The following is an 18202-nucleotide window of genomic DNA, read 5'->3' on the forward strand; positions in this document are numbered from 1 at the left end:
TCTCTGCCCTTCGCTGTACGATGAACAAAGTATAGGCGCCTCAGAAGAGAAAGAAAAACGGAAAATCTTGCGACCTATGATCGAAAAAATCGAATGTTAAGACTGAGCCTGGAAGCGCTGCAAATCGTCGACGCCATCGACCGCCGTGGATCGTTCTCGTCGGCCGGCAAGGAGTTGCATAAAGTCCCGTCCACCATTTCCTATACGGTGGCCAAGCTCGAGGACGACCTGGGCGTGCAGGTGTTCCAGCGCAATGGCCCGAAAGTCATGCTGACGGCGGCTGGCCAGGAATTGCTGAAAGAGGGCAGGTATTTGCTGAAGGCGGCGCAGGACCTCGAGCACCGCGTGCGCAGGGTGGCGTCCGGCTGGGAAACGGAATTATCCATCGGTATCGATTCCATGTTTTCCGCCGTGGCCCTGGCCGACGACGTGCGCGCCTTTTACGACGTGGCGCAGCAGACGCGCTTGCGCCTGTCGCAAGACACCCTGTCGGGCACCTGGGAAGCGTTGCTGGACCGGCGCGCCGATTTGCTGGTGGGCGCGCCAGGCGACGGGCCGGCGGGCGGCGGCTATATCGCGCAGCCGATCGGCATGCTCGACTTCGTCTTTACCGTGGCGCCCACGCATCCGCTGGCGCAGGTGGCCGAACCCTTGTCGCGCGGCCATTTGCAGCAGCACCGGGCCGTGGTGGTGGCCGATTCGGCGCGCCAGATGGCGCCGCGCACGGTGGGGCTGCTGCTGGGGCAAGATGCCTTGAGCGTGCCGAACATGCAGGTCAAGTTCGATTACCAGGTGCTGGGGCTGGGCTTTGGCTTCCTGCCGGGGCCGTGTGCGCGCGCCGCCATCGCGCGTGGCTTGCTGGTGGAAAAGGCCGTGGAAGAGCCGAAACCGTCGGAAACGTTTTACCTGGCCTGGAGAGTGGGCGAGGATGGCGCCGCGCTGCGCTGGTGGATGGCGCGCATGCGCGAACCCGATGTGTTTGCCCGCCTGGCGCAGCATCTGCCGGGCCATTCGGCGTAGGTCTTAAAATGTTGACATACGCCAACACTTTTAAGTTACCATATTCACAGTATTTCCCGCCCGACCTCCACGCCCCACAGTGGGATTTTGATGATTACACACACCGCAGCGCCTCTGATCCCTTCCCCTGACCTGGTCCAAGAGTGGGGTTGCCATGCTTGAGGCGAAGGTCGCGCTGTGCCTGCGCCTGGCCCAGGATGCCCGTGAACAGGCGGGGCCGCAGCAGGCCGCCACCCTGGCGCGGCTGGAGGAAGAGCTGGAGCGGCTGCGCGGCGCCAGCCGGCCCGTGGTGCGCGTGGCGCCCCCTGACGCCTTGCTGGAAATCGATCCCGACGGCTTTTTGATCGGCTGGAACCATGGTGCCGAACAGATGTTCGGTTATTCCGAACTGGAAGCACTGGGCCAGCACATCCTGTTTTTGTATCCGGAAGACGACGCGGAAGCGAGCGTGCTGGAACTGCATTTCACGCAGGGCGACGTGGCCACCGATGTGCGCCGGCGAAAGAAGTCGGGCATGGTGACATGGCTGCGCATGCACCGCCATGTGATCCACGACCAGGCGGGCAAGGGCTGCGGCATGGCCGTGCGCCTGTCGGCCATGAGCGAGCCGCTGTCCGACGTCGACAAGGTCCGGTTGCACGCCCGCATCATCGAAGACAGCGAGCAAGCCGTGCTGATCACGGATGCGGAAGAGCGCATCGTCTCGATCAACAGCTCGTTTTCCCGCATCACCGGCTATTCGCCGGCCGAAGCCATCGGCCGCACGCCGGACTTGCTGCGCTCGGGCGTGCACGACCCGGATTTCCGCGCCAAGGTGCGCGCCGCCATGCGCGGTCACGGTTCCTGGCGCGGCGAAATCATCGGCAAGCGCAAGAATGGCGAACTGTTCCCGCAAGACGTCACCATCAGCGTCGTGCGCGACGAATTCGGCGAAATCAGCCATGTATTTTCCCTGTTTTCCGATATCTCGGTGCACAAGGATGCCGAGGCGCGCATGCAGCGCATGGCCAACTACGACAGCCTGACGGGATTGCCCAACCGCTGCCTGCTGAACCAATTGGTCGACCAGGGGCTGGCCGAAGCGAAACGGCAAGGCACGCATGGCGCGCTGATGGTCATCGACATCAGCCGCATCGGTTCCATCAGCGACACGCTGGGCCATGAAGTGGGCGACCAGCTGGTGATCGCCATCGGCCAGCTGTTCCGCGGCGCCCTGCGCGATGCCGATATCCTGGCGCGGGTCGACAACAGCAAATTCGTCGTGGCCCTGCTGCACATCGAAAAGCGCGAACACGCGGCCAACGTGGCGCAAAAGCTGCTCAACCTGCTCGAGGCGCCGATCAATATCGACGCGCACGCGCTGCACGTGGGCGCCAGCATCGGCATCACCGTGTATCCGGAAGACGGCCTGGAAGCGCCGGCCCTGTTCCGCTTTGCCGACGTGGCCGTGGCCAAGGCGGGGCAGACCATCGAATCGACCTTCCTGTTCTACCGCGAAGACATGAACCGCAGGGCCAAGGAGCATCTGCGCCTGGAAAGCGAAATGCGGCTGGCGCTCGGCGACAAGGAGCTGGAATTGCATTACCAGCCGAAAGTGAGCCTGGCCAGCGGACGCATCGTGGGCGCGGAAGCCTTGCTGCGCTGGAAGCATCCGATGCGCGGCATGGTTTCGCCCGGCGTCTTCATCCCCGTCGCCGAGGAAACCAGTCTGATTCTGGAGCTGGGCACCTGGGTGCTGGACGAGGCGTGCCGCCAGATCCGCAGCTGGGAAGACCGTGGCCTGCACATGCCGGCCATTGCCGTCAACCTGTCGGCGCGCCAGTTCGATGAACAGTTGCCGGCGCGCATAGCGGCCGTACTCGAGCGCTACCAGGTGCGGCCCGACCAGATCATGCTGGAAATCACGGAAAGCCTGCTGATGCGCGGCGCCGACAAGGTCATCGGCATCATGAACCAGCTGGTGGCCATGGGACTGGCGCTGGCGCTCGATGACTTCGGCACCGGCTATTCCAGCCTCGCCTACCTGAAGAAATTCCCCATCAGCACATTGAAAATCGACCGCTCGTTCGTCATCGGCTTGCCCTTCGAGGAAAACGATTGCGCCATCGCCCGCGCCATCGTCACCATGGCGCAGCAGCTGCGCCAGGAAATCGTCGCCGAAGGGGTGGAAACGGCCGAACAGATGCGCTTCCTGCGCGAACTCGGCTGCGACCAGCTGCAAGGCTATCTGTTCAGCCCGGCCGTGCCGGCGGCCGAATTCGAGCTGATGCTCGATGAAGGCCGGCAGTTGCGCCTGGAAGAGGCGGTCTGAACCGGCGTCGCTCAGACGCGCAGCAGTCCGCGAAAGCCCCGGCTCGCATAATACGATTCGGCGCCGTTGTGATAGACGAAGACCTGGTCATAGCGGCGGTCGCCAAACAGGGCGCCGCCCAACGCCCGGATGCTGTCCGGCGTGGCGATCCAGCTCGAGGTCTTGCGGTCGAACGGTTCCAGCTCTTGCAGCTGCCGGTACTGCGCCTGCGTCAGCAAGGCGATGCCCATCGCCTGCGCCATGGCGAGCGCGCTGCCGGCCGGCTTGTTGGCCTTGCGCGCAGCCAGGGCCGCCGCGTCGAAACACAGGCTGCGCCGGCCGATCGGGCTTTCTGTTGAGCAATCGCAAAACGTGACGGCGTCCGTCTCGCCGGCGTGCCCGATGACGTCCGGTTCGCCGCCCGTGTCTTCCATTTTCTGCAATGCCACCAGGCTGGCGGGAGCGGCGTTCAAGCGCGCCAGCACGCTGTCCCAGGTCCATCCCGGATGGCGGTGCATGTGCCGGCTGAAGCGGGTTTGCAAGGTGCGGATCAAGTCATCATGCATGGCGCGGCTCCCTGGAAGTTCAGCGATATGGCCGATTATAAGACGCGATGCCGGCGGGCGGCGCTCATCCCAGCTGCACTTTTTCCAGCAGATAATCGAGCATCACGCGCACCCTGGCCGGCACTTGCAGGCCCGGTCCCACGAAGACGGCGTGCACGAGTTCCTTGTCGCCCGGATTGTAGTCCTGCAGCACTGGCATGAGTCGGCCTTGCTCGATGTCGCGCTGCACGTGCTGGCGCGAAAAGCGCCCGAGACCCATGCCCGCCAGCACCAGCTGGCGCATGCTTTCGCCATCGCTGACGCAGGTATTGCCCTGCGGCGCCACCTGCAAGGTGCCGCCGCTCCCGTCGAGGAAGGGCCACGTTTCGTTCTGGCAGCGGAAGTTGAAGGCCAATAAATTGTGTTCAGATAATTCCTGCGGCGTGCGCGGCAGGCCGTGCCGCGCCGCGTAGGCTGGCGAGGCGACGACGACCATCGTGTCTTCGCCCAGTTTGCGCGCCACCAGGTTCGATGCCTTCAGCGTGCCCGTGCGGATGGCGATGTCGGTGCGGTCTTCCAGCAGGTCGACGATGGCGTCGCTGACGACCACGTCGAGCACGATGTCGGGATAGCGCTGCGCGAACTCGGGCAGGATGGGCAGCAGGTGGCGCACGCCGAACGGCACGAAACAGTTGATGCGCAGGCGTCCGCGCGGCGCGGCGCCCTGCGATGCTTCGCGCTCGGCGCCATCGATATCGTCGAGGATGCGCTTGCACTGCACGAAGAAGGCGTCGCCCTCGGGCGTCGTGTGCAGCTGGCGTGTGCTGCGCTGGAGCAAACGTGCGCCGAGCCGCGCTTCCAGGCGATTGACGAGCTTGCTGACGGCCGACGGCGTCAGGGCCAGGCGGCGCGCGGCGGCGGAAAAGGCGCCCGTTTCCACCACGGCCACGAACACGGCCATCTCGAACGCGCGGTTGATGTCTTGCCTGGCCATTATTGAATCCATTTCACAGGTGTTTCCATTATTAGAGTCTATATCAAAAGTATTTATCTCGATACACTGGCCCGCTTGAACCATTTGTTGGAGCCATCATGACCACCGCACACCCTGTTTCCCCTTCAGCCAGCACGATGCCGCCCGGCGTGCTGGCGCTGGCCGTCGGCGCCTTTGCCATCGGCGTCACCGAATTCATCGTCGTCGGCATCTTGCCCGCCATTGCGAAGGATTTGCACATTTCCATCGAATCGGCCGGCTCGCTGGTGAGCCTGTACGCGCTGGCGCTGGCCATCGGCACGCCGCTGCTCGTGTTATTGATGTCGCGCCTGCCGCGCAAGGCGGCCTTGCTGGGGCTGATGAGCGTGTTCCTGGCCGGTAACCTGCTGGCCGCCTTTTCCCACACGTTTGAATTGCTGCTGGCGGGACGGGTCATCACGGCCGTGGCGCACGGCACCTTCTTTGCCATCGGCGCCACCGTGGCCGCCAGCCTGGTGAACAAGGCGCAGGCGGGCAGGGCGATTTCCGTGATGTTTGCCGGCCTGACGCTGGCCATGGTGATCGGCGTGCCGTTCGGCAGCTTCCTCGGTAATCTGATGGGCTGGCGCCTGCCGTTCTTTGCCGTGGTGGTCCTGGCTGCGCTGGGTTTGGCCGCCATGGCGCGCTGGCTGCCGGCCGGTTTGCAGCAGGGCAAGGGCGGCAAGGCCATGACGCAGCTGGCGGCGCTCGGCAGCGGCCCCATCCTGACGATGATGGCGGTGACCACCTTCGGCTTCGGCAGCAGCTTTGCCGCGTTCACGTTCATTACGCCCATCCTGACGGATGTGACGGGCTTTTCCGCCACCATGGCCAGCGCCCTGCTGATCGTGTTCGGCGTCGCCACCTTTGCCGGCAACCTGGCGGGCGGCTACCTGACGAGCCACCTGGGCTGGCAAAAAGCGCTGCGATTGATGCTGCTGTTGCTGGCCGTGACGCAAGTGGGCGTGGCGCTGGCCATCACGTCCCAGTGGCTGATGACGGTGATGCTGTTCGTCTGGGGCGTGTTCGCCTTCGGCCTGTCGCCCGCCTTGCAGGCCGGCATGCTGGCGACGGCCGAGCGCTACACGCCGCAGGCCGTCGATTTCGCTTCCGGCCTGAACATTTCCGCGTTCAACCTCGGCATTTCCTTCGGTTCCATGCTCGGTGCGCTGATGGTGTCGCGCCAGCTGATGGCGTCGTCGCCATGGGCCGGAGTGGCCGCAGCGCTGCTGGCCCTGCTGCCGCTCGCCTGGCTGGCGCGCAGGAACCTGGCCGCCCACGTGGCGGGGGCGGCCGCGCACTGAGCGCGGTCCGCCTTATTCCAGCAGGGCGGCGATCGCCAGCGGCGTGCCGCCGGTGAGTACCTGGCCCCCGTCCGGATGCGCATGGAAACGGAAGGCGTAGACGCGAAAGCCGCTGGCGGCGTCGCCAGGAAAGGCGGGGCCGTCCTGCGCCGCCAGCGGGAACGCCGCGCCATCGCCGCCCTGATAGCGCACTTGCGCCGCATCCGTCCTCGCATACGCAAACTGCACGCCGGCGCAGCGCTTGCCGCCAGCGCTGCCGGCGTAGCGCGTATAGGCGAGGAATTGTTCGCAGGCGGCGCGCAGGTCGGCCGCCGCATACACGCCATCGGGCCGCGTGACGATGGAGACCCAGGCGCTTGACGAGATCTGCCCCGGCTTGCGGTTCCAGGTCAGCTCCGCGTTGTCGTCATAGGCAGCCTTGGAAAACGGGAAAACGGCGCGCCCCAAAGCATCGAGCGGCAGCGCCAGCTGCGCGTCCTTGCCGTGCAAGGTCAGGCGCAAGCCATCCGTGGACACGCTGGCGTCGCGCGGACGCAAGCGCAGATGCTGCTGCAGCAATTGCTTGGGCTTGCCGTATTTCTCGAACCAGATCATGTGGCGGTAGGCGTCGCGATACGCGGTCCAGTCGCTGCCTTCCTGTGCGCCGGCGAAAGCGGGCAGCAATGCCAGGCCGAGAAGCAGGGATTTGCGCATGCCGCTTAAAACCGGTAACCGAGGCCGGTGGACCAGCTGATGACGTTGCGCCGTTCGATCACGGGACTGCCGGTCGGCCCGCTGCCCAGCCGCGTGCCCGTGACGGCGCTGTTGAGCAGCCACTTGCTGCTCAGCGCCCAGTTCCAGTTGACGCCTGCCTCGATGGCGGTGACGCCGCCGGCCGGGCGGTAGTCGCGCGCGCCGCCGGCAGCAACGCTGACGGCGTAGCGCTCCTCCATCACGGCGCCGCTGGCCAGCGACACGCCGGCCGACAGGGTCACCGTATGATGGGCCGCCAGCGAGGGCAGGGTCTTTTGCACGGCGAGCTGCGCGCGCCAGCCGTGCGCGCTCGTGTCGTACACCAGGTTCGACGTGATGCGCGCCGCGTCGCCTAGGTAATAGCCATAAAAGCCGCCCACGTCGGGCGAGCCCTTGATGCGCCGCGTGCCGCGCAGGCGCCAGCCATCTTCCGGATCGCGCGCGTTGCTGGCGGCCAGCAGCGGGCCGTATTCAATGCCCGGCGTAGCCGACAGGTGCATGCCCGCCACGCCGCTGGCCGAGACGAACACGCCATTGCTCCACTGGACCTGCAGCAGCGGCCGCAGGACGGCGGCGCGCGGCGCGCCATCGTCCGTCGCGGAGCTGCCCGTGACGGCCGCGCCCACGTACATGTCCCGGCTCCCGTCGGGCATCATCTGCGCGCCGGCGCCGCCGGCCAGCAGCAGCGCCGGCAGCAACAGCCGTGGGGGAAAACGGGAAGAAAAACGGGGAGCGAACTTGTGCATGCCATCCTTTAAAAACCGAAACGGACACCGAGCGCGATGCGGTTCATCGTGCTGTCGAGTCCTTCGTATCTGACTGTCGGGGCGTGCTCCCATTCGAGCTGCAGCGCCACGTCCTTGTTGATCTGGTAAGCCGCTCCCACGCTCGCGTACAGGCCCGTCTTGCCGGCCGATTCACCGGGCGGCGCATTCCTGCCGTCGATGGAGAATTTGACGCGGCTGCGCGCCATGCCCGCCTTGGCGAACAGCGACCAGTCCTCGTCCAGACGCCAGGTGCCGCGCGCCGCCAGGTAGGCGGCGCTGGCGCGCACCCTGAGCCGGTAGCCGGGGTCGAGGTCGAAGCTGGTCGCGCCGCCGCTGGCGCGGTAGCCGCCCTCCAGCGCCCAGGCCGGCGTCAGTTCATAGCCGGCGAAGACGCCGAATGGCAGCGCCTTGCCGCTGGCGTCGCGCTGGCTTGTCGCGCCGCCAGCCGCATACTGGATCTTGCCGTCGCTGGCTGGGCTGATGTTGGCGCCCACGTACAGGCCTTCGGCGTGGACGAGCGAGGTGGCGGCGACGGCGAGCAGGGTGCTGCATGCAAATTTTTTCATGTTCTGATTCCGGTTGAGGTAAGAGCCATGAATGTTAGGCAAACAGCGTCCCGGAATCCGCCCGTGTTTGTCTTCGAATTGTCCTCAATTTGTAGGCCGCATTTGTATAGAAAGTGTAGCAATGTGTACCGGATTGTCGAATTTGCCACAGGCGCGCCGCGCTCCACTACAATACGCCACAAAAATGGCGGCGCGGAGGAGCGATGCAAGGTGTCATGCTGGTGGAGGACGATGCGCGGCTGGCCGCGCTGGTCAAGGAATACCTGGAGCAATACGACTATGCGGTCGATGTGGTCACGCGCGGCGACCAGGCCCTGGCGCGTTTTCGCGATACCCAGCCCGAGCTGGTAATACTCGACCTGACCCTGCCCGGCGTCGACGGCCTGGTGGTGTGCCGCCAGCTGCGCCAGCTCAGCGCCGTGCCCATCCTGATACTGACGGCGCGCGAAGACACCTTTGACGAAGTCTCGGGCCTGGAGCAGGGCGCCGACGACTACGTGAACAAGCCGATCCAGCCGCGCGTGCTGCTGGCCCGTTTGCGCGCGCTGCAGCGGCGCGGCAGCGCGGCGGCCGGCAGCGATATCGTCATCGGCCAGCTGCGCGTGTCGCGCGAGAACCGCGCCGTGCACTGGCGCGGTCAGGAAATCGCCATGAACAGCGCCGAATTCAAGCTGTTCGCCATCCTGGCCGATGCCGCGGGCAAGGTCATGTCGCGCAACGACATCCTCGTCAAGATGCGCGGCATCGAATTCGATGGCCTCGACCGCAGCATCGACAACTGCATCTCGCGCCTGCGCCGCAAGTTCGACGACACCGCCGCCGAGCGCATCAAGACGGTGTGGGGCGAAGGCTACCTGCTCACGCCCTCGGCCTGGGAATGAGCCGCCTGTTCTGGCGTTTCGCGCTGCTGGTGCTGCTGGCTATCGCGCTGGGCAGCGGCGTCATTTACTTCACCTTCAGCCGCCTGTTCGGCGATCCGCTCGAGCACATCGCGCGCGACCAGGCGGCCGGCCAGATCTTCCTGCTGGAGCAGTACATCGACCAGGCGCCCGCCGACGAATGGCTGCCGCGCCTGAACAAGGTGCGCGAAGTGTCGGACGTCACGCTGGAACTGCAGCCGCTGGCCACAGTATTGGCGGCGCTGCCGGCCGCCCGGCGCGCGCCGCTGCTGCAAGGCGCTGTCGTGATGGACGTGGGCGGCAAGGGCTTTTACCGGCGCGTCGATGTCACGGGCGCGCGCTATGCCGGCAGCGATGACGACGTGCTCCACGCGCAGAAGCTGCCCATCGACGTGGGCCAGGCGCTGCGCATGGAAGCGATCCGCTTTGCCGTCATCGCGCTATTCCTGCTGCTGCCGCTGGGCTGGTGGACGCGCGCGCACGGCCGCAGCCTGGCGGCGCTGTCGCGCATGGCCGACGATTTCGGACGGGGCGACCTGGCCGCGCGGGCGCGGGTCAGCCCCGCATCGAGCATCGCGCCGCTGGCGGGCCGCATCAACGACATGGCCGGGCGCATCGGTTCGCTGCTGGAGGCGCGCAAGCATTTGCTGCTGTCGGTCTCGCACGAGCTGCGCACGCCGATCGCGCGGCTGGAATTCGGCCTGGAACTGCTGGCCGCGCGGCATGCGGACGGCCAGCCCGACCTGCAGCGGCGCGTCGACGCCATGGGCGCCGATGTCGATGAACTGAAAACCCTCGTCAATGAGCTGTTGGGCCTGATGCAGCTCGATCATGCGCAGGCGCTGCCGCGCCAGTCCTTCGCGCTGGCGCCCCTGCTGCACGCCTGCCTGGCGGCGGCCTTGCCGCGCCAGGTGGACGCCGGCATCGCCACCGACCTGGGCGAGCTGCGCGGCGACCCCCGCCTGCTGGCGCGCGCCGTCGGCAACCTGCTGGGCAATGCGGCCAAATATGCCGTGGCGCGCGTGGCGCTGTCGGCCTTCCGCGATGGCGAGGCGCTGCGCATCGTTATCGAGGACGATGGTCCCGGCATTCCCGCTGACCAGCGCGAACGGGTGTTCGCCCCGTTCTACCGCCTGGAGCGCGAGCAGGACCATGCGGCCGCAGGCCACGGCCTGGGGCTGGCCATCGCCGCCAGGGCTGTCGCGCTGCACGGCGGCGCCATCGCCGTCGACGATTCGCCGCTGGGCGGCGCGCGCTTCACGATTTGTATTCGGGCCTGAGCGCTGCCGCGCCGCGTCTCTGCCGCTGCGCCATGTACGAGCTGCCCATCGACGCGGCCATGATCATGGCAATCGCCAGCCACTGCCCGGCACCGAGCCGCTCGTCGAGCAGGATGTAGGCCAGCATGGCGGCCACGGCCGGTTCCATGCTGCTCATGATGCCGAACGCTTGCGGCGTCAGCCGCTTCAGGGCCACCATTTCCAGCGAAATCGGGATGGCGCTGGAAATGAGGGCCACGCCCAGGCCGATGCCCAGCACGGCGGGCGAGAGCAGGGCGGCGCCGCTATGCGCCACGCCCACGGGCACGACCACCAGCGCGGCCATGGCCAGGCCCAGCGAGACGGAATGGCCCGCATGCAGATGGCTGGCGCGCTTGCCGAAGACGATGTACGAGGCCCAGCAGACGGCCGCGCCCAGGGCGAACAGCACGCCCGTGGGATCGAGATTGCTGATGTCGTGGCCCAGCGGCAGCAGCAGCGCCAGTCCCGCCACGGCCAGGGCCACCCAGACGAAGTCGAGCGCGCGGCGCGAGGCCAGCAGCGCCACGGCCAGCGGGCCGGAAAACTCGATGGCCACGGCGATGCCGAACGGGATCGTGCGCAAGGCCATGTAGAAGCACAGGTTGGTCAAGCCCAGCGCCGCGCCGTACAGGGCCACCGTGCGCAGGTCGGCGCGGCTCAGCTGCCAGCGCCACGGGCGCCAGAACAGCAACAGCAGCAGCGCGGAAAAGCCCACACGCACGGCCGTCGTGCCTTGCGCACCGACCAGCGGGAACAGGCTGTGCTTGGCCCATGAGGTGCCCAGCCCCAGCGCGGTGACGGAACCGAGGATGGCGAGCAGGGGAATGAACGAGGAATAGCGGCGTAATGGCATGGTGATAAAAGGCTTGATATCGGAATGGTGAAAGTTTATTGTGTCTGCTCCGATATTTGCACTGCATTTTGACCTTCATGACGCAACTTTCGCTCACGCCTTCGCCCGACCTCGATGCCTTCGACCTGGCGATACTCGACATCCTGCAGCGCGATAACACGACTTCGCAGCGTGAAATCGCCCAGGCCGTGCATTTGTCGGCGCCGGCCGTGCAGCGGCGCATCCGCCGCCTGCGCGAGAGCGGGGTGATCCGTCATGAAGTGGCCGTGCTCGACGCGAGCCGCCTGGGCCGTCCCTTGATCTTGACGGTGGAAGTGCATTTGCACGACGAGCACCCGCAGCGCACGGCCGGCATGCGCGCGCGCATCATGGCCGAGCCTGCCATCCAGCAGTGCTACGGCATCACGGGCGAGGCCGATTACCTGCTGATCATTACCGCCAGCAGCATGGCCGAATACGAGGCACTGACGGAACGCCTGTTCGGCGGCGACGACAATATCCGGCGCTACCGTACCTCGGTGGCGCTGACCTGCCTCAAGATGGGCTTGCACGTGCCGCTGGCATAGGATCGGACGGATGACGATCTCCAACAAGAAGCAAGCGGCCGTGACGGCAGCCATGCCCGCCAGCCTGCGCGCCGCCGTGGCCGGCTATCGATGGACGCGCGACAGCATCGGCGAATCGGACGCTGCCGTCTATAGGCTGCAGGGCAGGGACGGCGCGCCGGACCTGTTTTTGAAGCATGGCAAGGGTGTTGCCGCCGCCGAGCTCGCCGATGAACTGGCGCGGCTGCGCTGGCTGGCGCCATACCTGCCCGTGCCGGTCGTGCTCCAGTTCGCCCAGGCGGCAGACCCGCAGCAGGCATGGCTGCTGACGGCGGCGCTGCCGGGCAAGACGGCGCACGAATTACTGGAAGCCGATCCCGAGATTGGCCTCGCCGTGGCCGACGCGCTGGCAGCCTTCCTGCGCCGCCTGCACGCGCTGCCCGTCGATGCCTGCCCGTTCGACGCCGGCCCTGCCGCGCGGCTGGTCCAGGCGCGCCAGCGCATCGATGCGGGCCTCGTCGACGCCGACGATTTCGATGCCGGGCGCCAAGGCTGGACGGCGGAACAGGTGTGGGCGGCGCTGCAGGATTGCAAGCCGCTCACGCCCGACCTCGTCGTCACGCATGGCGACTTCTCGCTGGAAAATATCCTCCTGCACGAAGAACAGGTCTTCGGCTGCCTCGACGTGGGACGGGCGGGCATTGCCGACCGTTATCAGGACCTGGCCATCGCCTGGCGTGCTCTCGGTCAGTTGGATCCCGCGCTACAGCAAAGGTTTGTTGAGCAATATGGGCTCCTTGATATCGATCAAGGCAAGCTGGCATTCCATTTGCTGCTCGACGAACTGTTTTGAAGGCTGCCAGCCATCAAGGCTCTTCGCGCTCGGCATCGCGTTCGCGGCAGCTCAAGGACGCATAATGGCCCTTGGGCATCCTGGTCTTGATGGCAACCTCGCTCAGTGCATGCCGGATGTCGACGGGGTCGGTCAAGGTGCAGCGCTGGGCGATGGCGAACTCCTGCAGCTTCCGCGTGCTGCCCTGCACCTTGAGCGTCACGCCCGCCCCCGGGCTGACGCAGCAGCCGATGTATTGCGTGATGTATTCTTCCTCGATCAGCACCAGTGCATGCCCCATGAAGCTGGCCGGCTTTTGCAGCAGGTAATAATCGGTGTAGTCGAAGCGCTGGTCCGGGTGCTTGCCGACGTAGCCTTCGCGCATGTAGGCGGCGATGGCCTTGCCGGAGGTGCCCACCCTGTCCGTCGTGCCCTTTTTCAGGTGCAGCGCCTGGATCAGACCGCTTTCAAGCCCGGGATCGGCAGCGGCCAGGGCGCTGGAGGCGCAGGCGGCGAGAAAAAGCGAGCCGATCAGGCGGCGGGTGCGGCGCCACTCAGCCATGGGAGGGATTGCTTGCATATATTGACGTGTAGGGGAGAAGAAGCGCAGTGTAGCCCACGCCAGTCCGTGTGCGTGGCACAATGCGTGATCGGCACGCCACGTGCCACTGACCCCAGGACTTTCATGACCCGTGCCATCCTCGACGAAGCCCAGATCCATTCCGCCGCCCGGCCCTTGATCGGCAGCAAGCACCAGGACATCGTGCGCGAGGTGCAGGCTGCCATCGCCGCGCATCAGGTGGTGGTGGTCGGCATGGCGCTCAATCCGTTTCCGCGCAAGGCGCGCAAGATCCTCGACGTGCTGGGCACGCCCTACCAGTACCTGCAATACGGCAGCTATCTGAACCAGTGGCACCGCCGCAATGCCTTGAAAATGTGGACGGGCTGGCCCACGTTTCCCATGATTTTCGTCAATGGCGTGCTCATCGGCGGCGCCAGCGAGCTGCAAAAGCTCGTGGAAAATGGCGAGTTCAGCGCCATGCTGGCGAAGAAGCTGCGCCAGTTCTGACCTGTTCCTTACTCGCCCGGCCGCCACGGCGACTTGCGCGTGCGCAAGGGGTCGAGCAAGCTGCGTAAATCGTTGTGGTCGAGTTCGTACATCAACGCGATTAAACTGCCCAGTTCGCCCGAGGGAAAGCCCTCGCGCGCGAACCAGCCCAGGTAGTGTCCCGGCAAATCGGCCAGCAAGCGTCCCTGATATTTCCCGTATGGCATTTCGCGCGTGACCAGCAGCGCCAGTTTTTCTGAATTCATGGTGGTGACCCCGTGTTGATGCGGCCAGTGTAGCAGACCATTGCATTGTTGAGTTGAGCGCAATTATCTTCTGCCTGATCAGGTATTTTTCGGAACAAAGAAACCCCCGATACTGCATGCCAACATCATTGATCGGAGTTTGCCATGCCCATTGCCTTGCTCGCGCTGACCCTCAGCGCCTTTGCCATCGGAACCACCGAGTTTGTCATCGTGGGACTGTTGCCCACCATCGCCGCTGACCTGGGCGTCAATCTGCCCTCGGCCGGCCTGCTGGTCAGCCTGTACGCGTTGGGCGTCGCCATCGGCGCACCCGTGCTGACTGCCCTGACGGGCAAGATACCGCGCAAAACCCTGCTGCTGTCGCTGATGGTCTTGTTCACCCTGGGCAATTTGCTCGCCTGGAAATCACCGGGCTATGAAACCCTCGTCGTCGCCCGCATCCTGACGGGGCTGGCGCATGGCGTGTTCTTTTCCATCGGCTCGACCATCGCCACGTCATTGGTGCCGAAGGACAAGGCGGCCAGCGCGATTGCCATCATGTTTACGGGCTTGACCGTGGCCCTGGTGACGGGCGTGCCGCTGGGCACCTTCATCGGCCAGCATTTCGGCTGGCGCGAAACCTTCCTCGCCGTCTCGGCCCTGGGTCTGGTGGCGTTCATCGGCAGCCTGTTGTACGTGCCGTCGACCATCAAGCACAGCAAGCCCGCCTCGCTGCTGCAGCAAGTGCAGGTGCTGGGCCAGCCCCGGCTGCTGCTGGTGTACGCCATGACGGCCGTCGGCTATGGCGGTTCCTTCATCGCCTTTACCTATCTGGCGCCGATCCTGCAGCAAGTGTCGGGTTTCAGCGCCGGCGCCGTGGGTGCGGTGATGCTCGTGTATGGCGTGTCCGTGGCGTTCGGCAATATCTGGGGCGGCAAGCTGGCCGACAGCAAGGGTCCAGTGCGCGCCCTGAAACTGATCTTCTTGCTGCTGTCCGCCGTCTTGCTGCTGCTGACCTTCACGGCGCCGCATCCCGTGCTCGTCGTCATCACCGTGCTGCTGTGGGGTGCCGTGGCCTTCGGTAACGTGGCCGGTTTGCAAGTGTACGTCGTGCAGCAAGCGGAACACTTCACGCCCCGCGCCGTCGACGTGGCTTCCGGCCTGAATATCGCCGCCTTTAATCTTGGCATCGCCGGCGGCGCCTGGGGCGGCGGCCTGATCGTGGAACACCTGGGCCTCGTGCACACGGGCTGGATCGGCGCGCTGGTCGTGCTGGGCGCCTTCGGCTTGACGGCCCTGAGCGGCCGGATGGACCGTTTGAATCCCATCCCCGTGCGCAGCGGCGGCGAGAAATCGATGCATGCGGTGGGGCATTAAGCCTGCTTGATCTGCAAGCAAGTTGCTGGCACGGGCGAGAGCAGGGTTTACAATGGTGTTTCCCTTTCTCTCGCCCATATTCCCCATGTCCGATACCGCAATGTCACCGCTGCGCCTGCGCGCCGCCATCAACCCGAAACCGCTGGGCGTCGCCCTGTTGCTCATCGTGCTAGGCGCCTGGTACCTGGCGCTGACGGTGGGCGCCACCCAGTCCGCGCTGTACGTGGTGGGCGCCTTGCTCGGCATCACCCTGTATCACGCGGCCTTCGGTTTTACATCGGCCTGGCGCGTCTTCATTGCCGACGGCCGCGGCGACGGCTTGCGCGCGCAAATGCTGATGCTGGCCGTGGGCGTGGCGCTGTTCTTTCCCGCGCTGTCGGCCGGCACCCTGTTCGGCACGCCCGTGGCGGGCCTGGTGTCTCCCGCCGGCACGTCGGTGATCTTCGGCGCCTTCATCTTCGGCATCGGCATGCAGCTGGGCGGCGGCTGCGCCTCCGGCACCTTATATACAGTCGGCGGGGGCAGCACGCGCATGCTCATCACCCTGGCCGCCTTCATCGTCGGCTCCGTGATCGGCACGGCGCACATGCCGTTCTGGACGGCGCTGCCGCAATTGAAACCCATTTCCCTCGTCACGACCCTGGGCCTGGTACCCGCGCTGGCGCTGAACTGGCTCGTCTTCGCGCTGATCGCCGGCATCACGGTGCTGGTGGAAAAGCGCCGCCATGGCAAGCTCGTCGCGACACCGCTGCGCCCGTCGCAGGCGTCGCCGTGGCTGCACGGTCCCTGGCCGCTGGTGGCGGGCGCCATCGCGCTCGTCGTACTCAATTTCATCACCCTGGCGCTGTCGGGCCGGCCGTGGGGCGTGACGTCCGCGTTCGCCCTGTGGGGCGCGAAAGCGGCATCCGCGATCGGCATCGATACTGCCAGCTGGGCCTACTGGTCGACCAAGGCCAACGCGGCCGCGCTGGCCGCGCCATTGACGCAGGACAAGACTTCCGTGATGGATATCGGCATCGTGCTGGGCGCCATGCTGGCGGCGGCCCTGGCTGGCCGCTACGCGCCCGTGTGGCGCATTCCGCGCCGTTCGATCATCGCCGCCGTCGCCGGCGGCTTGCTGCTCGGCTACGGCGCGCGTCTGGCCTACGGCTGCAATATCGGCGCGTATTTCAGCGGAATCGTCTCGGGCAGCCTGCACGGCTGGCTGTGGCTGGTCTGCGCTTTCCTGGGCAACGTCATCGGCACGCGTTTGCGTCCGTGGTTCGGCCTGGAAGTGGAGAAAGTCAAACCTAGCGGCTGCTGAGGCCGGCGTCAACAGGGGCTTTGCTGTATATTTCTGCCCCTGTTCACCTTGCCGCCAGCGTATCGCCCATGTCCCCCCTCATCCTGTTTGCCGTCGTCCTCGCGTATTTCCTGATCCTGCTGGGCGTGGCATGGCGCACCTCGCGCCACGCCACCAACGACAGTTTTTTCATCGGCAACAAGGACAGCAACTGGATGCTGGTGGCCTTCGGCATGGTCGGCACCACGCTTACGGGCGTGACCTTCATCAGCGTGCCCGGCGCCGTGGGCAGCAACGGTTTCGGCTACATCCAGCTGATGATCGGCTATGTGCTCGGCTACCTGGCCATCACCTTCATCTTGCTGCCGCTGTACTACCGGCTGCAGCTCACTTCCATTTACCGCTACCTGGAAGTGCGCCTGGGCCGGCGCTCCTACCAGAGCGGGGCGGCGTTTTTCATCGTCTCGCGCCTGCTGGGCGCCACGGCGCGGCTGTATCTGGTGGTCAATATCCTGCAGGCAACGATACTCGACAGCCTGGGCGTGCCGTTCTGGCTGACGTCGTGCATCGTGCTGCTGCTGATCCTGCTGTACACGTACGAGGGCGGCGTGAAGACCATCGTCTGGACCGATACCCTGCAAACGGCGTGCATGCTGGCCGGCCTCGTCATCTGCAGCGTGTTTTTGCTGCGCGCGATGGACCTGTCCCTCATCGACAGCCTCGAGCGCATGCGCGCGCAAGGCCTCACGCGCATCTTCAACGTCGACCCGGACAGCCCCGCCTATGTGTGGAAGCATATTCTTGCCGGCATGTTCATCACGATTGCCATGACGGGCATGGACCAGGAAATGATGCAAAAGAACATTTCCGTGCGCACCTTGCGCGATTCGCAAAAGAACATGCTGAGCCTGACCGTGGTGCTGACCGGCGTGCTACTGCTGTTCCTCTTCCTCGGCGGCTTGCTGCACCTGTACGCGCCGCTGGCCGGCGTGACGGCGACAGGCGACAAACTGTTTCCCGCCGTCGTGCTGGGGCACTTCCCCGCCGTGGTGCAGCTGATTTTCTTCATCGCCCTCATTTCCGCCCTGTTTCCCAGCGTGGATGGGGCATTGACGGCGCTCACGTCCACCTTTTGCATCGATATTTTGGGCGTGCAGCGCAGGCAGGATTTGAGCGCGGCCGCGCAGATGCGCTGGCGCCGCCGTGTGCACCTGGGGTTCGCCGCCCTGTTCCTGATCCTGATCATGGCCTTCAAATGGCTGGATGACCCCAGCATGATAGGCGTGATCCTGAAGCTGGCCAGCTATACCTATGGTCCGCTGCTGGGTCTGTTCGCCTTCGGCCTGCTGAGCCGGCGCGGCGTACGCGACCGCTGGGTGCCGCTGGTGGCCGTGGCCGGGCCGCTGCTGTGCGCGCTGATCGAAGGGGAGCAGGCGCGGCTGTTCGAGCATTACCGCATCGGCCTGGAACTGCTGATCCTGAACGGCGCCCTGGTACTCGCTGGCCTGTTCCTCATTTCCACGCCGCCAGGGCAGGGCGGCCAGGACCCGCAATACTTGTCAAAATAAGACGAATCCCAAGGCG

The 18202-nt window shown here is 65.6% G+C and carries 19 protein-coding genes; 11 read left to right on the forward strand and 8 right to left on the reverse strand.

What is annotated here, in order from left to right:
* Positions 1–93: 93 nt before the first annotated feature.
* Entirely contained in the window at positions 94–1020 is a 927-nt protein-coding gene (locus tag OX462_RS08915) for a LysR family transcriptional regulator (protein WP_070224088.1), read from the forward strand.
* A gap of 154 nt (positions 1021–1174) precedes the next feature.
* Positions 1175–3331, forward strand: a complete 2157-nt coding sequence (locus tag OX462_RS08920) for a putative bifunctional diguanylate cyclase/phosphodiesterase (protein WP_070288739.1) — start codon at positions 1175–1177, stop codon at positions 3329–3331.
* Between the two features lie 11 nt (positions 3332–3342).
* On the opposite strand, the gene OX462_RS08925 is transcribed toward OX462_RS08920, so the two are convergent.
* Together OX462_RS08925 and OX462_RS08930 are read right to left on the reverse strand one after the other, a co-directional pair.
* A complete protein-coding gene (locus OX462_RS08925) occupies positions 3343–3876 on the reverse strand; it encodes a DUF4256 domain-containing protein (RefSeq protein WP_121670060.1) in 534 nt (177 codons plus the stop codon).
* Between the two features lie 64 nt (positions 3877–3940).
* Positions 3941–4861 carry a LysR family transcriptional regulator gene (locus OX462_RS08930; RefSeq protein WP_240453416.1) on the reverse strand — a complete coding sequence of 307 codons (921 nt, stop codon included), beginning with the start codon at positions 4859–4861 and terminating at the stop codon, positions 3941–3943.
* 86 nt (positions 4862–4947) lie between these two features.
* Between OX462_RS08930 and OX462_RS08935 the strand changes: the two genes are divergently transcribed.
* On the forward strand, positions 4948–6171 hold the full coding sequence (locus OX462_RS08935) for an MFS transporter (protein WP_409028208.1): 1224 nt from the start codon (positions 4948–4950) through the stop codon (positions 6169–6171).
* A gap of 12 nt (positions 6172–6183) precedes the next feature.
* Here the strand turns inward: OX462_RS08935 and OX462_RS08940 are convergent, their stop codons facing one another.
* From OX462_RS08940 to OX462_RS08950, 3 genes are read right to left on the reverse strand one after another with little or no spacing between them, the layout of a single operon-like run.
* A complete protein-coding gene (locus tag OX462_RS08940; RefSeq protein WP_409028209.1) occupies positions 6184–6864 on the reverse strand; it encodes a hypothetical protein in 681 nt (226 codons plus the stop codon).
* A gap of 5 nt (positions 6865–6869) precedes the next feature.
* Positions 6870–7649, reverse strand: a complete 780-nt coding sequence (locus OX462_RS08945) for a MipA/OmpV family protein (protein WP_409028210.1) — start codon at positions 7647–7649, stop codon at positions 6870–6872.
* A gap of 8 nt (positions 7650–7657) precedes the next feature.
* Positions 7658–8236 (reverse strand): porin family protein, encoded by a 579-nt coding sequence (locus OX462_RS08950; protein ID WP_070224074.1) that lies wholly within the window; start codon positions 8234–8236, stop codon positions 7658–7660.
* Between the two features lie 203 nt (positions 8237–8439).
* Between OX462_RS08950 and OX462_RS08955 the strand changes: the two genes are divergently transcribed.
* Positions 8440–9117: a response regulator gene (locus OX462_RS08955; RefSeq protein ID WP_070224073.1), complete on the forward strand. Its 678-nt coding sequence runs from the start codon at positions 8440–8442 to the stop codon at positions 9115–9117.
* A complete protein-coding gene (locus tag OX462_RS08960; RefSeq protein ID WP_409028211.1) occupies positions 9114–10415 on the forward strand; it encodes an ATP-binding protein in 1302 nt (433 codons plus the stop codon). The genes OX462_RS08955 and OX462_RS08960 overlap by 4 nt, the downstream gene beginning before the upstream one ends.
* Here OX462_RS08960 and OX462_RS08965 read toward each other — a convergent pair.
* Positions 10393–11289 carry an EamA family transporter gene (locus tag OX462_RS08965; protein ID WP_409028212.1) on the reverse strand — a complete coding sequence of 299 codons (897 nt, stop codon included), beginning with the start codon at positions 11287–11289 and terminating at the stop codon, positions 10393–10395. The genes OX462_RS08960 and OX462_RS08965 overlap by 23 nt on opposite strands.
* 77 nt (positions 11290–11366) lie before the next feature.
* Between OX462_RS08965 and OX462_RS08970 the strand changes: the two genes are divergently transcribed.
* Positions 11367–11855 (forward strand): Lrp/AsnC family transcriptional regulator, encoded by a 489-nt coding sequence (locus OX462_RS08970; RefSeq protein WP_070288813.1) that lies wholly within the window; start codon positions 11367–11369, stop codon positions 11853–11855.
* Between the two features lie 10 nt (positions 11856–11865).
* Complete coding sequence (locus OX462_RS08975) at positions 11866–12687, forward strand: APH(3') family aminoglycoside O-phosphotransferase (RefSeq protein WP_409028213.1); 822 nt, start codon at positions 11866–11868, stop codon at positions 12685–12687.
* Between the two features lie 13 nt (positions 12688–12700).
* Here OX462_RS08975 and OX462_RS08980 read toward each other — a convergent pair whose 3' ends face one another.
* Positions 12701–13228: a hypothetical protein gene (locus tag OX462_RS08980; RefSeq protein WP_409028214.1), complete on the reverse strand. Its 528-nt coding sequence runs from the start codon at positions 13226–13228 to the stop codon at positions 12701–12703.
* Between the two features lie 123 nt (positions 13229–13351).
* Here OX462_RS08980 and OX462_RS08985 point away from each other — a divergent pair, with 123 nt between their 5' ends.
* Positions 13352–13735 carry a glutaredoxin gene (locus tag OX462_RS08985; RefSeq protein ID WP_409028215.1) on the forward strand — a complete coding sequence of 128 codons (384 nt, stop codon included), beginning with the start codon at positions 13352–13354 and terminating at the stop codon, positions 13733–13735.
* An 8-nt stretch (positions 13736–13743) separates the two neighbouring features.
* On the opposite strand, the gene OX462_RS08990 is transcribed toward OX462_RS08985, so the two are convergent.
* Positions 13744–13980, reverse strand: a complete 237-nt coding sequence (locus tag OX462_RS08990) for a DUF3820 family protein (protein ID WP_034749909.1) — start codon at positions 13978–13980, stop codon at positions 13744–13746.
* Positions 13981–14124: 144 nt separating this feature from the next.
* Here OX462_RS08990 and OX462_RS08995 point away from each other — a divergent pair, with 144 nt between their 5' ends.
* The 3 genes from OX462_RS08995 (at position 14125) to OX462_RS09005 (ending at position 18186) form a co-directional block, all read left to right on the forward strand.
* Positions 14125–15336 (forward strand): MFS transporter, encoded by a 1212-nt coding sequence (locus OX462_RS08995; RefSeq protein ID WP_409028216.1) that lies wholly within the window; start codon positions 14125–14127, stop codon positions 15334–15336.
* A gap of 85 nt (positions 15337–15421) precedes the next feature.
* Positions 15422–16639 (forward strand): YeeE/YedE family protein, encoded by a 1218-nt coding sequence (locus OX462_RS09000; protein WP_409028217.1) that lies wholly within the window; start codon positions 15422–15424, stop codon positions 16637–16639.
* Between the two features lie 68 nt (positions 16640–16707).
* Positions 16708–18186: a sodium:solute symporter gene (locus OX462_RS09005; protein WP_409028218.1), complete on the forward strand. Its 1479-nt coding sequence runs from the start codon at positions 16708–16710 to the stop codon at positions 18184–18186.
* The last annotated feature ends 16 nt before the right edge of the window (positions 18187–18202 follow it).

Origin of the sequence: Janthinobacterium aestuarii (genome assembly GCF_046113285.1) — a bacterium.
GTDB lineage: Bacteria > Pseudomonadota > Gammaproteobacteria > Burkholderiales > Burkholderiaceae_D > Janthinobacterium.